Annotated in this window: 13 protein-coding genes; 8 read left to right on the top strand and 5 right to left on the bottom strand. The window is 71.2% G+C overall.

Annotated elements, in window-relative coordinates; genetic code table 11:
* Nucleotides 1-153 precede the first annotated feature (153 nt).
* The gene (locus ACFYW8_RS06770) at nucleotides 154-1443 is read left to right on the top strand and encodes a citrate synthase (protein ID WP_261703533.1); all 1290 of its coding nucleotides are present in this window, start codon (nucleotides 154-156) and stop codon (nucleotides 1441-1443) included.
* 579 nt (nucleotides 1444-2022) lie between these two features.
* Here ACFYW8_RS06770 and ACFYW8_RS06775 read toward each other — a convergent pair.
* The 3 genes from ACFYW8_RS06775 to ACFYW8_RS06785 all read right to left on the bottom strand — a co-directional run bounded on the left by ACFYW8_RS06775 (nucleotide 2023) and on the right by ACFYW8_RS06785 (nucleotide 5889).
* Entirely contained in the window at nucleotides 2023-4275 is a 2253-nt protein-coding gene (locus tag ACFYW8_RS06775) for a heavy metal translocating P-type ATPase (RefSeq protein WP_389068644.1), read from the bottom strand.
* 93 nt (nucleotides 4276-4368) lie between these two features.
* Nucleotides 4369-4608, bottom strand: a complete 240-nt coding sequence (locus ACFYW8_RS06780) for a heavy-metal-associated domain-containing protein (RefSeq protein ID WP_389068645.1) — start codon at nucleotides 4606-4608, stop codon at nucleotides 4369-4371.
* A gap of 606 nt (nucleotides 4609-5214) precedes the next feature.
* Complete coding sequence (locus tag ACFYW8_RS06785) at nucleotides 5215-5889, bottom strand: TetR family transcriptional regulator (protein ID WP_389068646.1); 675 nt, start codon at nucleotides 5887-5889, stop codon at nucleotides 5215-5217.
* Nucleotides 5890-6054: 165 nt separating this feature from the next.
* Here ACFYW8_RS06785 and ACFYW8_RS06790 point away from each other — a divergent pair, with 165 nt between their 5' ends.
* Entirely contained in the window at nucleotides 6055-8505 is a 2451-nt protein-coding gene (locus ACFYW8_RS06790; RefSeq protein ID WP_389068647.1) for an MMPL family transporter, read from the top strand.
* 43 nt (nucleotides 8506-8548) lie between these two features.
* Complete coding sequence (locus ACFYW8_RS06795) at nucleotides 8549-9592, top strand: zinc-dependent alcohol dehydrogenase family protein (RefSeq protein WP_389068648.1); 1044 nt, start codon at nucleotides 8549-8551, stop codon at nucleotides 9590-9592.
* Between the two features lie 103 nt (nucleotides 9593-9695).
* Here the strand turns inward: ACFYW8_RS06795 and ACFYW8_RS06800 are convergent, their stop codons facing one another.
* Together ACFYW8_RS06800 and ACFYW8_RS06805 are read right to left on the bottom strand one after the other, a co-directional pair.
* Nucleotides 9696-9896: a MerR family transcriptional regulator gene (locus ACFYW8_RS06800; RefSeq protein ID WP_365870042.1), complete on the bottom strand. Its 201-nt coding sequence runs from the start codon at nucleotides 9894-9896 to the stop codon at nucleotides 9696-9698.
* Nucleotides 9897-10353: 457 nt separating this feature from the next.
* A complete protein-coding gene (locus ACFYW8_RS06805; RefSeq protein WP_365870041.1) occupies nucleotides 10354-11337 on the bottom strand; it encodes a sugar phosphate isomerase/epimerase in 984 nt (327 codons plus the stop codon).
* Nucleotides 11338-11466: 129 nt separating this feature from the next.
* Between ACFYW8_RS06805 and iolC the strand changes: the two genes are divergently transcribed.
* From iolC to mmsA, 5 genes are all read left to right on the top strand, one after another.
* Nucleotides 11467-12507, top strand: coding sequence for a 5-dehydro-2-deoxygluconokinase (iolC, locus tag ACFYW8_RS06810; RefSeq protein WP_389068649.1), 1041 nt, complete (start codon nucleotides 11467-11469; stop codon nucleotides 12505-12507).
* A 101-nt stretch (nucleotides 12508-12608) separates the two neighbouring features.
* On the top strand, nucleotides 12609-13505 hold the full coding sequence (locus ACFYW8_RS06815; RefSeq protein WP_365870292.1) for a deoxyribose-phosphate aldolase: 897 nt from the start codon (nucleotides 12609-12611) through the stop codon (nucleotides 13503-13505).
* Nucleotides 13506-13512: 7 nt separating this feature from the next.
* Nucleotides 13513-14355 carry a 5-deoxy-glucuronate isomerase gene (gene iolB / locus ACFYW8_RS06820; RefSeq protein WP_389068650.1) on the top strand — a complete coding sequence of 281 codons (843 nt, stop codon included), beginning with the start codon at nucleotides 13513-13515 and terminating at the stop codon, nucleotides 14353-14355.
* Nucleotides 14352-16235 (top strand): 3D-(3,5/4)-trihydroxycyclohexane-1,2-dione acylhydrolase (decyclizing), encoded by a 1884-nt coding sequence (gene iolD, locus ACFYW8_RS06825; RefSeq protein WP_389068651.1) that lies wholly within the window; start codon nucleotides 14352-14354, stop codon nucleotides 16233-16235. Before iolB ends, iolD begins: the two co-directional genes overlap by 4 nt.
* A 14-nt stretch (nucleotides 16236-16249) precedes the next feature.
* Nucleotides 16250-17752 carry a CoA-acylating methylmalonate-semialdehyde dehydrogenase gene (mmsA, locus tag ACFYW8_RS06830; RefSeq protein ID WP_389068652.1) on the top strand — a complete coding sequence of 501 codons (1503 nt, stop codon included), beginning with the start codon at nucleotides 16250-16252 and terminating at the stop codon, nucleotides 17750-17752.
* Nucleotides 17753-17861 lie beyond the last annotated feature (109 nt).

The raw sequence follows: 17861 nt of genomic DNA on the forward strand, positions 1-17861 counted from the left end.
CGACGAACGGGGCAGGATGAGCAGGTTGGCGGCACTGAGTGCCGCCGATAGGCCCAATGGTCGACCCCGAGTGCACTCTCCAGGGCCAAATGGGGGATGGTAGAGACAGTCAGGGCACCTCGAAGAAGAGGCACAACGTCGGTGAGGGATGACGTGAGCGACAACTCTGTAGTACTGCGGTACGGCGATGGCGAGTACACCTACCCGGTGATCGACAGCACCGTCGGCGACAAGGGCTTCGACATCGGCAAGCTCCGCGCCCAGACCGGTCTGGTGACGCTGGACAGTGGGTACGGCAATACGGCCGCCTACAAATCCGCGATCACCTATCTCGACGGTGAGCAGGGCATCCTCCGCTACCGCGGTTACCCGATCGAGCAGCTGGCCGAGCGTTCCACCTTCCTGGAGGTGGCCTACCTGCTGATCAACGGCGAGCTCCCGAACGTCGACGAGCTCTCCACCTTCAAGAACGAAATCACGCAGCACACCCTGCTGCACGAGGACGTCAAGAACTTCTACAGGGGCTTCCCGCGCGACGCCCACCCGATGGCGATGCTGTCGTCGGTGGTCTCGGCGCTGTCGACCTTCTACCAGGACAGCCACAACCCGTTCGACGAGAAGCAGCGCAACCTCTCCACGATCCGGCTGCTCGCCAAGCTTCCGACGATCGCGGCGTACGCGTACAAGAAGTCGATCGGCCACCCCTTCGTCTACCCGCGCAACGACCTCGGGTACGTCGAGAACTTCCTGCGCATGACCTTCTCGGTCCCCGCGCAGGAGTACGAGCTCGACCCGGTGGTCGTCTCCGCGCTCGACAAGCTGCTGATCCTGCACGCGGACCACGAGCAGAACTGTTCGACGTCCACCGTGCGTCTGGTCGGCTCCTCGCAGGCGAACATGTTCGCCTCGATCTCCGCCGGCATCTCCGCGCTGTGGGGCCCGCTGCACGGCGGCGCCAACCAGTCCGTCCTGGAGATGCTCGAGGGCATCAAGGCCAACGGCGGCGACGTCGACTCCTTCATCCGCAAGGTGAAGAACAAGGAGGACGGCGTCCGCCTGATGGGCTTCGGCCACCGGGTGTACAAGTCGTTCGACCCGCGCGCGAAGATCATCAAGGCCGCGGCGCACGACGTCCTCTCCGCTCTCGGCAAGTCCGACGAGCTGCTGGACATCGCCCTCAAGCTGGAGGAGCACGCGCTCTCCGACGAGTACTTCGTCTCGCGCAACCTCTACCCGAACGTCGACTTCTACACGGGTCTGATCTACCGGGCCATGGGCTTCCCGACCGAGATGTTCACGGTCCTGTTCGCCCTCGGCCGGCTGCCGGGCTGGATCGCCCAGTGGCACGAGATGATCAAGGAGCCCGGCTCCCGCATCGGTCGCCCGCGGCAGATCTACACGGGTGTCGTCGAGCGCGACTTCGTGCCGGTCGAGGCCCGCTAGAGGCTCGTACACGACCACCGGGCTCCGTACGAGGGGCCCGGTGAAGCTCGTATCAAGGCGAAAAAACGGAAAGCGCCCTGCTACTGGTCCCCCCACGGGCCGGCAGTCAGGGCGCTTTCCTTGTCCCGGTGCGGATTCCCCCCACGGGATCCGGCCGGGCGTCTGTGGGACAGCGCCTGAATCGCTGTGTGCCGGCGCGAGGCCGGCGGTGTAGCCGGGCGAGCGGAGCTCGCCGTAGTGCGGTGCTGCGATCTGCCGGGACGCGTACGGATCGGGAGGGCCGCTCAAAGCTCCCCGCTGTACGTGCCCCGGCGACGCAATTTCCGGGAACGTCCCCCAAGACATCCCCAGATGCCAGTCACGCCCCCCAAGACGCTTCTGACATCGCCAACTTAGACTGACGAACCCCTTCGGTGGTTACGTTCACATCACTGTGATCTGAGTCTCTTGCGTATGTCCTGAAGATAAGCAAGAGACCCGGTATGGGAATCGAGGACCAAGCGTAAGGAAGATGCGCGAGCCTTGTGAAGAGCTTATGTGAGGCTCGCGTTGGACTCTAGGGGGACTCATGGTCCGTCGTCACGCGAATGCTCTCAGTCGAAGGCTGTTCGTGACCACGAAGACCGATGAGAAGGCCATCGCCGCTCCCGCGATCATGGGGTTCAGCAGGCCGGCGGCGGCCAGCGGGAGCGCCGCCACGTTGTAGCCGAAGGCCCAGACCAGGTTTCCCTTGATGGTCGACAGGGTGCTGCGCGCCAGCCGGATCGCGTCCGCGGCCACCCGCAGGTCCCCGCGCACGAGTGTCAGGTCGCTCGCCTCGATCGCCGCGTCCGTCCCCGTCCCCATCGCCAGGCCCAGATCCGCGGTGGCGAGCGCCGCCGCGTCGTTCACCCCGTCGCCGACCATCGCGACGGTCCGCCCCTCGCGCTGAAGCCGTTCCACCACGGCGACCTTGTCCTCGGGCAGCACCTCGGCGATCACGTCGACGGCGTCGATGCCGACCGCCCGCGCCACGGCCTGGGCGACCGCCCGGTTGTCACCGGTCAGCAGCATCGGTGTGAGCCCGAGGGCGCGCAGTTCGCGTACGGCCTCGGCGCTGGTCTCCTTGACCGTGTCCGCGACGGTCACGACACCCGCCGGCGCGCCGTCCAGGGCGACGACGACGGCCGTGCGGCCCGCCGCCTCGGCCGCGCTCTTCGCGTCCGCAAGCGGTTCGGGGAGTGAGCCCGGGAAGCGGCCGACGGTGACGTCGTGGCCGTCCACCCGCCCGCGTACGCCGCGGCCGGGCACGTTCTCGAAGTGTTCCGGCGCGGGAAGGCCGCCTGTGCGCTCCTGAGCGCCTGCCGCGATCGCTCGGGCAATCGGATGCTCCGAGGCGTGCTCCAGGGCTCCGGCGAGCCGCAGGAGGTCCTTCTCGGCGGTGCCGTCGACGACGTACACCTCGTGCAGGCTCATGCGGCCCGTCGTCACCGTGCCGGTCTTGTCCAGCAGGACGGTGTCGACTCGGCGCGTGGACTCCAGGACCTCGGGTCCCTTGATGAGGATGCCCAGCTGGGCGCCGCGGCCCGTGCCGACCATCAGGGCGGTCGGGGTGGCCAGGCCGAGCGCGCACGGACAGGCGATGATCAGCACCGCGACGGCGGCCGTGAAGGCCGCGACCGTGTCGCCGGTGACCGCGATCCAGGCCGCGAAGGTAACGACAGCGACGACCAGCACGACGGGCACGAAGACCCCGGAGATCCGGTCGGCGAGCCGCTGCACCTCGGCCTTGCCGTTCTGCGCGTCCTCGACGAGCCGGGCCATCCGCGCGAGCTGGGTGTCCGCGCCGACCCGGGTGGCCTCGACGACGAGCCGGCCCCCGGCGTTCACGGTCGCACCGGTGACGGCGTCCCCGACGCCCACGTCCACCGGCACCGACTCGCCGGTCAGCATGGACGCGTCCACGGCCGACGCTCCCTCGACGACGGTCCCGTCGGTGGCGATCTTCTCGCCGGGGCGTACGACGAAGCGGTCGCCGGCCGTCAGCTGTGCCACCGGGAGGCGGACCTCACGGCCGCCCCGCAGGACCCGGACGTCCTTGGCGCCGAGCTCCATCAGCGCCCGCAGCGCCGCTCCCGCGCGCCGCTTGGAGCGGGCCTCCAGGAAGCGGCCGAGCAGGATGAACGCGATGACACCCGCGGCGACCTCCAGATAGATCGTGGACGCCCCGTCCGTACGGGAGACGGTGAACTCGAAGCCGTGCCGCATGCCCGGCATCCCCGCGTCGCCGAAGAACAGCGCCCACAGGGACCAGCCGAACGCGGCGAGGGTGCCGACCGAGACCAGGGTGTCCATGGTGGCCGCGCCGTGCCGCGCGTTCGTCAGGGCGGCCCGGTGGAAGGGCAGCCCGCCCCAGACCACGACGGGCGCGGCGAGTGTCAGTGAGAGCCACTGCCAGTTGTCGAACTGGAGGGCCGGGACCATCGACATGAGGACGACGGGCAGCGCGAGCAGCGCGGAGACGGCCAGCCGTTGGCGCAGCGAGGCCGTCTCGGGGTCGTCGCCGGCCGGCGGGGCCGCTTCCTGGGGAGCGGCGGGCGCCGCGGGCGGCGGGGGCTCCTCGGCGGTGTAGCCCGTCCTCACCACGGTGGCGATCAGATCGGCGACCCGTACCCCCTCGGGGTAGGAGACCTTGGCCTTCTCCGTCGCGAAGTTGACGGTGGCGGTGACCCCGTCCATGCGGTTGAGCTTCCTCTCGACGCGGGCCGCGCAGGAGGCGCAGGTCATGCCGCCGATGGAGAGTTCGATGTCCGAGGTCGCGCCTACGGGCGTCTCGGGTGCTGCGGTGGTCATGGTCCGGCTCCAGGAATGAGCCGGACCGCGCGGAGCCGGTATCAGCCGGTCGGCACGGCCCGGTGTGGAGGAGAGGGGCTGCTGGGGTCTCGCTCAGGCCGGGCCGACGAGCTCGAAGCCCGCCTCGTCCACCGCGGCGCGCACGGCGCTCTCGTCGAGCGCGGTCTCGGAGACGACGGTGACCTCGCCGGTCGAGGCGACGGCCTTCACCGAGCTCACGCCGGAGATCTCGGAGATCTCGCTGCTGATGGAGCCTTCACAGTGCCCGCAGCTCATGCCGCTCACCTGGTAGACGGTGGTGACGGAACCCGGGGTGCCGGTCTGGGCGGTCATGGCGTTACTCCTCGTCGAGGCGTCCGGTGTGTGCGTGTGCCGGAGGGATCCCTGGGAACCCAGGGTTCCCTCGACGCTCTCCACATTATACCCCTAGGGGGTATTTCTCCAACGAGGGTCGCGATGTGTCGGCGAGGGTGCCCGGGCCGCCCCCGCGAGCACGACGAGGAACGGGCCGCCCGCCGAGGGTGCCGCCGGTCGGGAAGCGGCCGGGGATCAGGTTCACGCCCGGGTCCGGCGCTCCCGTACGTGACGATCGCGGTCGGCGCCCGGAGGGCCGGTCCGACGCCCGGGCGGCACTTCCAGGGTGGGGGCGGCCGGGATCCGGGGGTGGGACCGCGGGGGCTGCTGCGGTCCTGGAATGCGGGCCGGGGGCGCGCCCGGCGGCTGATTCTGGCTCACGGTCATCCCTTGTCCCTTCGGGGGCGGACCCGCGGGTTCGGAGGGGGACCCGCGTTCCGGCCCGCCCGGGGCGCCCCGTGGATGCGTGACACGGGGGCGCGTGGACGGATCGATCCGCGGAACACCGATCGATTTGTCCGAACCTTATGGCAGATGTCCACGATGTCGCAGACCGGATCTCGGCGTCGCCCCGTCCGGCGCGGCTCAGCGGTCGGCCGGCGGCCCGCCTTCGAGCAGCGGCTCCAGATAGCGGTGCATGACCGTTTTCAGCTCCGCGACGTAGGCGGCCCGTTCGGCGCCCTCGTGGGACATGATCAGGGTGAGGCCGGCCTTGAAGAGGTGGAGCGTCATGTTCGCCGTGCGTGTGCGCTGCTCGGACGGCATGTCCGGCAGGCGGGTCGCGATCATCTCCTCGACGCGGGCGAGGAGGGTGCAGTGCACGGTCCCGATCTCCTCGATGATCGCTCCCGGGGTGTCCGGGCCGTGCATCAGAACGGCGAAGGCCGGGTTCTCGACGTTGAACGCGATCAGCGGGTCGAGGATCGCGTCGAGCATCCGGTCCAGCGGGAGGCCGATGTTCTCCGGGGCGAGCGCCTGTCCGTGCGACTGCGCCCAGTGCTCCAGCAACTGGTCGCCGAGGCCGACCGCGATGGCTTCCTTGTTCGGGAAGAACTGGTAGAGCGTGCCGGGTGAGACGCCGGCCTCGCGGGCGATGGCGTTGGTGCTCGCCCCCGTGTAACCGGACCGGCAGAACACCGAGGCCGCCGCTTCCAGCAGCTGGGCGATGCGGCGCTCGCCGCGGGCCTGACGGCGGCGCGGCCTGTCCTCGGCGCGCTGCTGCAGCGTCGGCGACTCCTCGGTCTGCTGCTTCTCGGGCACGGGTTATCCCCAGCTTCTCGGGACGCGATTGACAAACGCGAGTGGTCGCTCGCATTCTTGAAAAACGCGAGCGAGGACTCGTGTTTGCCAGTCTATGGCAATGGGCGATCCATGATGCCTGCACGGATGCGGGTCATCGGGTCACGGTGAAGGGGACACCGCATCATGTCCGAAGTCGACGACGCGGATGACGGGCCCGGGGCGAGGCCTGGCGGGGGCGCGGGCGAGGGTGTGGGTCCGGGCGGCGGTGGAGGCCACGGCTCGGGGCAGGGCTCGGGTGGAGGCAGGAGCCAGGGCTCGGTCGAGCGTGCGGGCGGAGGCGCGGGCGGGGATGCGCGGCTCGGCGGTTGGACCCGGTTCGTGACCGCACGGCCACGGCTCTCCCTGCTCGTCGCCCTCCTGCTGACCGCGCTCGCCGTGGTCGCCGGCAGCGGGGTCGCGGACCGGCTCGGCAGCGGCGGCTGGGAGGACCCGACCGCGGAGTCGACGTACGCGACGAAGGCGCTGGAGCGGGAGTTCCCCGCCTCGCAGCCCAACCTGCTGCTCCTGCTCGACGCGGGCGCAGCCTCGGTCGACGACCCCTCGGTCGCCGCCGAGGCCAAGCGGACAGCGGCGCGCCTGGCCGCCGAGCCCGGAATCACCGGCGTCGGCTCCTACTGGCAGTCCGGTTCACCCGCGCTGAAGGCACGCGACGGCCACGAGGCGCTGATCGCCGCCCGGATCACCGGCGACGAGACGGCCGCGGCCGCCACCCTGGACCGTCTCGCACCCTCCTACCGCGGGAAGAGCGGTCCCGTCGAGGTCGAGATCGGCGGACCGGTCGCCGTGCGGCACGAGATGCAGACGACCATCAAGGAGGACCTGACCCGGGCCGAGATGATCGCCCTTCCGGTGACCCTCCTGCTGCTGGTCATGGTCTTCGGGAGCGCCGTCGCCGCCCTGCTCCCGCTCGGCGTCGGCATCATCGCGATCCTCGGCACCAATGCCGTGCTGCGCGGACTCACCGAGGTCACGGACGTCTCGGTCTTCGCGATGAACCTGACCACGGCGCTCGGTCTCGGTCTCGCCATCGACTACGCGCTGTTCATCGTCCGCAGGTTCCGCGAGGAGCTGGCCACCGGCGCCCCACCGCGCACCGCGGTCGGCACCACCCTGCGCACCGCGGGCCGGACCGTTCTGTTCTCCTCCCTCACGGTCGCCGTGTCGCTCGCCGCGATGCTGGTCTTCCCGCAGTACTTCCTGCGTTCCTTCGCCTACGCGGGCATCGCCGTCGTGCTGCTGGCCGCGGCCGCCGCCCTGATCCTGCTCCCCGCCGCGCTGGTGCTCCTCGGAGACCGGGTGAACTCCCTCGACCTGCGGCGGCTGTTCCGGCGGGGAAGGCCGGATCCGGGCGACGGCGGAGCTCTCTGGGGGCGCACGGCCTCCCTCGTGATGCGCAGGGCGCCGCTCTTCGCGGTGGCCACCACGGCCGGCCTCATCGTCCTCGGACTGCCGTTCCTGGGTGTGAAGTTCGGGACGGCCGACGACCGCCAGCTGCCCTCGGGCGCGCAGTCGCACATCGTCCAGCAGCACATCCGGGACGGCTTCCCGGGCAGCCCCGGCGGCGCTCTGGAGGTCCTGGCCGAGGGTGCGGCCACCGACACCCAGTACGCCCGGTACAGGGAGCGGATCGCCGCGCTGCCCGAGGTGCTGCGGGTGGACGGGCCCCTGGTGAAGGGCGACGCCGCGTACTTCTCGGTGCTGCCGAAGGGCGAGGCCGTGGACGAGGGTGCCCAGCGGCTGGTGGGCGAACTCCGGGCCGCGGACGCCCCGTTCGACACCTCCGTGACCGGCACGGCGGCCGTCCTGGTCGACTCCAAGCACGCGATAGCCGACCGGCTCCCGTGGGCGGCCGCGTTCATCGCGATCGTCACGCTGTTCCTGGTGTTCCTGCTGACCGGCAGCGTGCTGATCCCGGTCCAGGCGGTGCTGCTCAACGCGCTCAGCCTGACCGCGATGTTCGGTGCGGTGGTCTGGGTCTTCCAGGACGGCCACCTCTCCGGCCTCCTCGACTTCACCAGTTCCGGTTCGATCGAGACGACCCTCCCGGTCCTGATGTTCTGCGTCGCCTTCGGCCTCTCCATGGACTACGGCGTCTTCCTTCTCTCCCGCATCAAGGAGGAGTACGACCACACGGGCGATCACCGCGAGGCGGTCCGTTTCGGGCTCCAGCGCACCGGCGGGCTGATCACCGCCGCCGCGGTCATCCTCGCGGTGGTGATGGTCGCCATCGGCACCTCCAGGGTGGCCAACACCAAGATGCTCGGACTGGGCGTCGCGCTCGCCGTGCTGATGGACGCGATGGTCGTCCGCAGCCTGCTGGTCCCGGCGGTCATGCGTCTGACCGGCAAGGCCACCTGGTGGGCGCCCGGACCGCTGCGGCGCTTCCACGACCGGTTCGGACTCAGCGAGGGGGAGGCACGGGAGCCCGCGGAGGCGGCGGCACCCGACGGTGAGTCGACGGCGGCGCCCGACGCGGTGTCGACGGCGGCGCCCGACGGTGAGTCGGCGGCGGCCGAGTCGGCGCCGGACCCGGAGGCGGAGCCCGGCAGGGACAAGGCCGAGGCGCGCGGCTAGCGTTCCCCGCGCAAGCTGATCTCCGAGCGGAGGGCGGGAGCCGATGCGTGCGGTGGTGTTCGAGCGGTACGGGGAGCCGGCCGCGGTACGGGACGTGGCGGACCCGGCGCCCGCGGGGCACGGGGTCGTGGTGCGGGTGGAGGCCACCGGGCTGTGCCGGAGCGACTGGCACGGCTGGATGGGTCACGACCCGGACATCACGCTGCCGCATGTGCCGGGGCACGAACTCGCCGGGGTGATCGAGGCGGTGGGTGCCGGGGTGACCGCCTGGCACCCCGGCGACCGGGTCACCGTCCCGTTCGTCTGCGCCTGCGGAAGCTGTCCCGCGTGCGCGGCGGGCGACCAGCAGGTGTGCGAGCGGCAGACCCAGCCGGGATTCACGCACTGGGGCTCCTTCGCCCAGTACGTGGCGCTCGACCACGCCGAGGTGAACCTGATCGCGGTGCCGCCGGAGCTGTCCTTCGCGACGGCGGCCTCGCTGGGCTGCCGGTTCGCCACGGCGTTCCGCGCGGTGGTCGCACAGGGGAGAGCGGCCCCGGGGGAGTGGGTCGCGGTGCACGGCTGTGGCGGCGTCGGTCTCTCTGCGGTGATGATCGCTGCGGCGTCCGGTGCGCGGGTCGTGGCCGTCGACGTGTCACCCGCGGCGCTCGACCTGGCACGGAAGTTCGGGGCGGCGGACTGCGTGGACGCCTCCGCCGTGGCGGACCCGGCGCGGGTGGTCCGCGAACTGACCGGCGGCGGCGCGCACGTGTCGCTGGACGCCCTCGGTTCGCCCGCCACCTGCGCGGCCTCCGTCAACGGCCTGCGCCGTCGCGGCCGGCACGTCCAGGTCGGCCTGCTGCCCTCGCCGACCGGCGCCACCCCGGTGCCGATGGCCAGGGTGATCGCCCTCGAACTCGAACTCCTCGGCAGCCATGGAATGGCGGCTCACGCCTACCCGGCGATGCTGGAGCTGGTCCGGGCCGGTGTCCTGCGCCCCGACCTGCTCGTGACGTCCACCATCACCCTGGACGAGGCCCCCTCCGCCCTGGCCGCCATGGGATCGGCGCCGGGGCCGGGGGTGACGGTCATCGAGCCGTGGGGGTGAGGTCCGGCCTGCCCCGGCGGTGACGGGAATCAGGTCCCCGTCGAGGACAGGGCGGTCGGGCGGTGCCCCACCCCGGGGTGGGGCACCGGTCGTCGGGATCGGGTCAGACGTCTCTGCGGCCCCGGTTTCCGGGGCGGGAGGCCACCCAGGAACGGACGGTGTCGGCGTACCAGTAGGGTCTTCCGGCTTCGACGTGGTCGGGTGGCGGCAGCAGCCCGTGTTTGCGGTAGGACCGGACGGTGTCCGGCTGCACCTTGATGTGTGCGGCGATCTCCTTGTACGACCAGAGTCTGCGGTCGGTCATGAGTGGCACCTCCCTGCGCGCACCGCGGCGGCGGCCTGGGGCGGTCGTCGGGGGAGCCGGGCGCTGCGCTGGTGATCACAAAGCGTGTGCCCCGTGAACGACGCAGCGTGAGCGCTGGGCTGTGGTTGTCGACCGGGTGTGACGCAAGACCCGCGTATACGCGACATGTGTGACACGGGGGTGGTTTTTGTGACACGAGTGACGCATTTGCCGCCCAGGGGCGGAGGGTTGCGGTTGCGGTTCGCCGCAGGACGGTTTCTGCCGTTGCCCGTCCGGCGGATTCCGTACTCGCCCGAGAGGCGGTTTCCGGCGCTCGCCGCGAGGGGGTTTCCGGCGCTCGTGGCGAGGGGATGCCGGGCGTCGGCCGCCTCTTTGCCCGGCGTCCGGCCGGCGTGCGCGGGAGGGGCGAACGGCCCGCCGGGCCCTGAGCGCCCGGCGGGTCGTCGGGGCGCGGCCCTCACGCCCCGCAGGACCTCAGGAACGCCCGGGTGCGCCGCGCGATCGGGAGCGGCTTGTCCGGCGGGCACGGATACATGTCCTGCTCGACGATCGCGAAGAGCTCGACGCCGAGGTTCTGCGCCGCGGCGAGGACGGGCTCCAGCGCCGGTACACCGGACGGCGGTTCGCACATCACGCCGCGCGCGACGGCGGGCCCGAAGGGCAGCTCCTCGGCCCGCACGCCGGCCAGCACCAGCGGGTCCACCTGCTTGAGGTGGAGATAGCCGACGCGTTCGCCGTACGTCTCGATGAGCTTGACGCTGTCGCCGCCGCAGTAGGCGTAGTGGCCGGTGTCCAGGCAGAGCGACACCAGCGAGGAGTCGGTCGCGTCGAGGAAGCGCGTGACGTTCTCCTCGCTGTCGATGTGCGTGTCGGCGTGCGGGTGGACGACGATCCGCAGCCCGTAGCGCTCGCGCACCTCATGGGCGAGCCGCTCGGTCTGGGCGGTCAGATGGCGCCACTGGGTCGGCGTCAGCCTGCTGTCCTCCAGGACCGCGCCGGTCTTGTCGTCCCGCCAGAAGGCCGGGATGACGACGAGATGCCCGGCGCCGGTCGCCTGGGCGAGCGCCGCGATGTCCGAGACGTGCGCCCAGGTGGACTCCCACACGTCGGGACCCCGGTGCAGCCCGGTGAAGACCGTGCCCGCCGAGACGCTGAGCCCGCGCCGCCCGGTCTCCTCCTTGAGGATGTCCGGATCGGTGGGCAGATAGCCGTACGGGCCGAGCTCGATCCACTCGTAGCCGGATCCGGAGACCTCGTCGAGGAAGCGCTGCCAGGGGACCTGCCGCGGGTCGTCGGGGAACCAGACCCCCCAGGAGTCGGGAGCCGAACCGATCCGAATGCGCGACAGTGGGGACGGAGACGGAGGTGACGACCGCGGTGACGACTTCGACGAGGGCTCGGGCTGTGACCGCGGCGATGACTGAGGTGGCAACGACGTCATGGGCGCCAGCTTCGGGCGGCCCCGCAGAGGTGTCAAGCGTCGTCCGAATGTCTGGACAAAACGTTGACAGGCTCGGCGCGCGGCACTAGACCTGGGGGCAGCCGTAGAGACCGCAGGGAAGGGAACTCGATGGCGTACGAGCTGATCACCATGGGGCGGATCGGTGTGGACCTCTACCCGTTGCAGACGGGGGTCCCGCTGTCCCGGGTGACCTCCTTCGGCAAGTTCCTCGGCGGCTCGGCGACCAATGTCGCGGTCGCCGCCGCGCGGCTCGGACTCCGTACGGCCGTCATCACCCGAACGGGTGCGGATCCCTTCGGGACCTATCTGCGCGAGGCGCTGCGCGACTTCGGCGTCGATGACCGCTGGGTCACCGCGGTCCCCGGACTGCCGACCCCGGTCACCTTCTGCGAGATCTTCCCGCCGGACGACTTCCCGCTCTACTTCTACCGGCAGCCCAAGGCCCCCGACCTGGAGATCGAGGCGCACGAACTCGACCTCGACGCCGTGCGCGACGCCCGCGTCTTCTGGATGACGGGCACGGGGCTCTGCGCGGAGCCGAGCCGTACGGCCACGCTCGCCGCCCTGGCCCACCGGGCCCGGTCCGGTACGACGGTCTTCGACCTCGACTGGCGCCCCATGTTCTGGAACGACGCGGCCTGGAACGACGCGGCCTGGAAAGACACAGCCTGGAACGACCCGGTCCCGAACGCCCCGGCCCCGAACAGCGCGGCCTGGAGCGATCCCGAGGCCGCGCGCCCCTTCTACGCCGAGGCCCTGCGTCACGCCACCGTCGCCGTCGGCAATGTCGACGAGGTCGAGATCGCCACCGGAGAGCGCGAGCCGCACGCCGCTGCCGCCGCCCTCCTCGAAGCCGGTGTCGAACTCGCCGTGGTGAAACAGGGCCCCAAGGGTGTCCTCGCCGTCCACCGCGACGGCACCACCGCCGAGGTCCCGCCCCTCCTGGTCGAGGTTCTCAACGGCCTCGGCGCGGGCGACGCGTTCGGCGGCTCCCTGTGCCACGGACTGCTCGCCGGCTGGGATCTGGAACGGATCATGCGCCACGCGAACGCGGCCGGCGCCATCGTCGCCTCCCGCCTGGAGTGCTCCTCCGCGATGCCGACCCCGCACGAGGTCGAACAGGCCCTCGCCGCCGGAGCGGTGCGGTGAGGGCGGGCCACGTCGGGGGAGCCCACCACGAACAGGGCGGCGACCCGCCGTCGACCGGACCGCTCACCGCGACCCCCGTCACCCCCGCCGCCTACGACCGGCTGCGCCCACCGTCCCCCCGCGTCGACGTCCTCGCCCTCGTCCAGGTCCGGGCCCGTCACCCCGAGGCGATCGCGGAGGCCGCCGCGCGCCGGGTGCGCCGCCCGCTGCTCGACGGCTCCGGACGGCTGATGATCGTCGCCGCGGACCACCCGGCGCGCGGCATGCTGGCCGTCGGCGACCGGAGACTGGCCATGGCGGGGCGCGCCGATCTGCTGGAGCGGCTGTGTCTGGCACTCTCCCGCCCAGGGGTCGACGGCGTGCTCGCCACCGCCGACATACTCGACGACCTGCTGCTGCTCGGCGCGCTCGACGGCAAGGTGGTCATCGGGTCGATGAACCGGGGCGGACTCGCGGGCTCCGCCTTCGAGCTGGACGACCGCTTCACCGGGTACCGCCCGACCGACATCGAACGGTTCGGCTTCGACGCGGGCAAGCTGCTGCTGCGCATCGACTACGACGACCCGGGCTCGCTGCGCACCCTGGAGTCCGCCGCCCGGGTGATCGACGACATGGCCGGGCGGCAACTTCCGGTCTTCGTCGAACCGTTCCTCTGCCGTCGCCGGGACGACGGCACCCTGCGCAACGATCTGAGTGCCGAGGCCGTCACCAAGTCCATCGCCATCGCCGGCGGCCTGGGCGGCAGTTCGGCGTACACCTGGCTGAAGGTCCCCGTCACCGAGAACCCCGACGACATGGCCCGTGTCATGGAGACCTCCACGCTGCCCGCCGTGCTGCTCGGCGGCGATGTCGGCGAGGACCAGGAGGGTGCGTACGAGAAATGGCGCGGGGCGCTCCAACTCCCCACCGTGCAGGGCCTGGTGGTGGGTCGTTCGCTGCTGTATCCCGCGGACGGCGATGTCGCCGCGGCCGTGGACACCGCCGTAGGACTTCTGTGAGGGCCGCATGAGTCGTCCGAGGAACGAGCTGTACGTGCCCAAGGGCACCACCGCCGACGCCCATTACGCCCTCGACATCGACCCGGAACGGGCCGGTTGGACGTACAGCAGTCTGCGGATCGTGGAGCTGGCACCCGGCGGCACCCACATGTTCACCACCGGGGACAGCGAGTGGATCGTGCTCCCGCTCGGCGGCGGCTGCACGGTGCGCACCAAAGACGGCATGGAAGAGGAAGAGTTCCAACTCCTGGGCAGACGGAGTGTGTTCGACGGAGTCTCCGACTTCGCGTACGTTCCCCGTGAGGCCCGGGCCCAGATCGCCTCCGGCGCGGGAGGCCGCTTCGCCCTGGCAGGAGCGAAGTGCGAGCGCCGACTCCCCGCCCGCTACGGCCCCGCGCCGGAGGTTCCCGTCGAAGACCGCGGCAGCGGCGACTGCGCCCGCCAGGTGCGCAACTTCGCCGCCGCGGACGTCTTCGACTGCGACCGGCTCATCGCCGTGGAGGTGATCACCCCCGGCGGCAACTGGTCCTCGTACCCGCCCCACAAGCACGACGAGGACGAGCCCGGCGTCGAGTCCCGGCTGGAGGAGATCTACTACTTCGAGATCGACGGCCCGAACGGTTTCGGCTATCAGCGGGTGTTCCCTTCCCGCGAGGGCGGTTCGGACGTCCTCGCGGAGGTCCGCACCGGCGACGCCGTCCTCGTCCCCGACGGATGGCACGGTCCGTCCATCGCCCAGCCCGGTCACGACATGTACTACCTGAACGTCATGGCGGGTCCGGGCGGGGACAGGGAGTGGCGGATCCGCTTCCACCCGGGACACGCAGAGAGCACAGGGGGATACCGATGACCTCGACGACGAGGCTGACGGTCGCGCAGGCGCTGGTGCGGTTCATGGCCGCGCAGTACACCGAACGGGACGGTGCGCGCCGCAGGCTGATCGGCGCCACCTGGGGCATCTTCGGCCACGGGAACGTCGCCGGGATCGGCCAGGCGCTCGTCGAGTACGCCGACGAGATGCCGTACCACCAAGGGCGCAACGAACAGGCCATGGTGCACGCGGCGGTCGGCTACGCGCGTCAGTGCGGCAGGCTGTCGGCGCACGCCGTGACCACCTCCATCGGGCCCGGTGCCACCAACCTCGTCACCGGCGCCGCGCTCGCCACCGTCAACCACCTCCCGGTGCTGCTCCTGCCCGGCGATGTCTTCGCGACCCGCCCCGCCGACCCGGTGCTCCAGCAGCTGGAGGTCCCCTTCGCCGGGGACGTGTCGGTCAACGACTGTCTGCGCCCGGTGTCGAAGTACTTCGACCGGATCAACCGCCCCGAGGCCCTGATCCCGGCGGCCCTCCAGGCGATGCGCGTGCTCACCGACCCCGTCGACACCGGCGCCGTCACGCTCGCGCTGCCCCAGGACGTGCAGGCCGAGGCCTACGACTGGCCCGAGGAGTTCTTCGCCGAGCGGACCTGGGCCGTGCGGCGCCCGGCGGCCGACTCCGGAGAGCTGGCCCGCGCCGTCGCGGCGGTCCGCGAGGCCCGGCGTCCGCTGATCGTCGCGGGCGGCGGCGTCCACCACAGCCGCGCCGAGGAGGCGCTCGCCGAACTCGCCTCCGCCACCCGTATCCCCGTCGCCTCCACCCAGGCGGGCAAGGGCTCGCTGCGCTGGGACCATCCCCAGGACGTCGGCGGCGTCGGCCACACCGGCACGGCGACCGCCGACGAGCTCGCCCGCACCGCCGACCTGGTGATCGGCGTCGGCACCCGCTACACCGACTTCACCACCGCCTCCGGCACCCTGTTCGAGGCGTCGGGCGTCCGCTTCCTCAACCTCAACATCGCTCCGTACGACGGCCACAAACTCGCCGGGATACCGCTGATCGCCGACGCGCGCGCCGGTCTGGAGGCGCTCACAGAAGCGCTGCTGATGCACAAGCACCGCGCGGAGCCCGCGTACGTCACCGAGTACACGGACGACAAGGAGCGCTGGGAGTACCGCGTCGACGCGGCCTACGAGGCCGAGGACATCGACATCCGGCCCACCCAGCCGCAGGTCCTCGGCGTCCTGGACGAGCTGGTCACCGAGGACGACATCCTGATCAACGCGGCCGGCTCGCTCCCCGGCGACCTGCACAAGCTGTGGCGGGCGCGGTCGCGGGACCAGTACCACGTCGAGTACGGCTACTCGTGCATGGGCTACGAGATCCCGGCCGCGATCGGGGTACGGATGGCGGCCCCGGACCGGCCGGTGTGGGCACTGGTCGGCGACGGCACGTATCTGATGATGCCGACGGAGATCGTCACCGCGGTGCAGGAGGGCGTCGCGATCAAGGTGATCATCCTCCAGAACCACGGGTACGCCTCGATCGGCGGCCTCTCCGAGGCCGTGGGCGGCGAGCGGTACGGAACGGCGTACCGCTACCGGGCCGAGGACCGCAGGTACACGGGGGCGCCGCTGCCGGTGGATCTCGCGGCCAACGCGGCCAGCCTGGGCATGCGGGTCCTACGCGCGAAGACCGTGCGTGACCTGCGGGCGGCCCTGGCCGAGGCGCGCGCGGCGGACACTCCCACTTGTGTCTACGTGGAGACCGAAACGGCAGACACAGTGTCGGGCGCGCCTCCGGCCCAAGCCTGGTGGGATGTACCTGTGGCCGAGACCGCGACCCGCTCGTCGGCGGTCAAGGCACGTGAGGAGTACGACCGGCACGTCGCCGCCCGACGCCGCCATCTGTGAAGGAGTGCATGGCCATGACGAAGACCGTCGACCACTGGATCGCCGGCAAGACCGTCGAGGGTGCGTCGGGTACGTACGGGCCGGTCACCGACCCGGCGACCGGCGCCGTGACCACGAGGGTCGCGTTCGCGAGCGTCGACGAGGTCGACGCCGCGGTCGCCGCCGCGAAGGACGCCTACGCGACCTGGGGACAGTCCTCGCTGGCCAGGCGGTCCACGATCCTGTTCAAGTTCCGCGCGCTGCTCGACGCCAACCGGGACGCGATCGCCGAGCTGATCACCGCCGAGCACGGCAAGGTGCACTCGGACGCGCTGGGCGAGGTCGCGCGCGGTCTGGAGATCGTCGAGCTGGCCTGCGGGATCACCGTGCAGCTCAAGGGCGAGCTGTCGACCGAGGTGGCCTCCAAGGTCGACGTGGCGTCGATCCGGCAGCCGCTCGGTGTCGTCGCGGGCATCACGCCGTTCAACTTCCCGGCCATGGTGCCGATGTGGATGTTCCCGCTCGCCATCGCGTGCGGCAACACCTTCGTCCTCAAGCCGTCCGAGAAGGACCCGTCGGCCGCCATGAAGCTCGCCGAGCTGCTGGCCGAGGCCGGTCTGCCCGACGGTGTGTTCAACGTCGTGCACGGTGACAAGGTCGCCGTCGACCGTCTCCTGGAGCACCCGGACGTCAAGGCGGTGTCCTTCGTCGGCTCGACGCCGATCGCCCGCTACATCCACACCACCGCCGCCGCGAACCACAAGCGGGTCCAGGCCCTGGGCGGCGCCAAGAACCACATGCTGGTCCTGCCGGACGCCGACCTGGACGCGGCCGCGGACGCCGCCGTCTCCGCCGCGTACGGCTCGGCCGGCGAGCGCTGCATGGCGATCTCCGCGGTCGTGGCGGTCGGCTCCATCGGCGACGAGCTGGTGGCCAAGATCCGTGAGCGCGCCGAGAAGATCAAGATCGGTCCGGGCGACGACCCGACGTCCGAGATGGGTCCGCTGATCACCGCGGCCCACCGCGACAAGGTCGCCTCATACGTGAAGGGCGCCGCCGACCAGGGCTCCGAGGTCGTCCTCGACGGCACGGGCTACACGGTCGAGGGGCACGAGGACGGCCACTGGATCGGTCTCTCGCTCCTGGACCGCGTGCCGGTGACGGCGGACGCGTACAAGGACGAGATCTTCGGCCCGGTGCTGTGCGTGCTGCGCGTGGACACCTACGACGAGGGCGTGGCGCTGATCAACGCGTCCCCCTTCGGCAACGGCACCGCGATCTTCACCCGGGACGGCGGCGCCGCCCGCCGCTTCCAGTTGGAGATCGAGGCGGGCATGGTCGGCGTGAACGTGCCGATCCCGGTGCCCGTCGGCTACCACTCCTTCGGCGGCTGGAAGGACTCCCTCTTCGGGGACCACCACATCTACGGCAACGACGGCACGCACTTCTACACCCGCGGCAAGGTCGTCACCACCCGCTGGCCGGACCCGTCGGAGGCACCGGCGGGCGTCGACCTGGGCTTCCCGCGCAACCACTGAGCCCCCGCGGAACCACCCCGTGAAGCCGTCCGCTATGCGGACGGCTTCACGTTTTTTTGACGCCCGCACAACGATTCCCGTTCATCGGGATGAACCGGGTGACGCAGGT

The organism is Streptomyces sp. NPDC002742, from assembly GCF_042888885.1.
Lineage (GTDB): Bacteria > Actinomycetota > Actinomycetes > Streptomycetales > Streptomycetaceae > Streptomyces.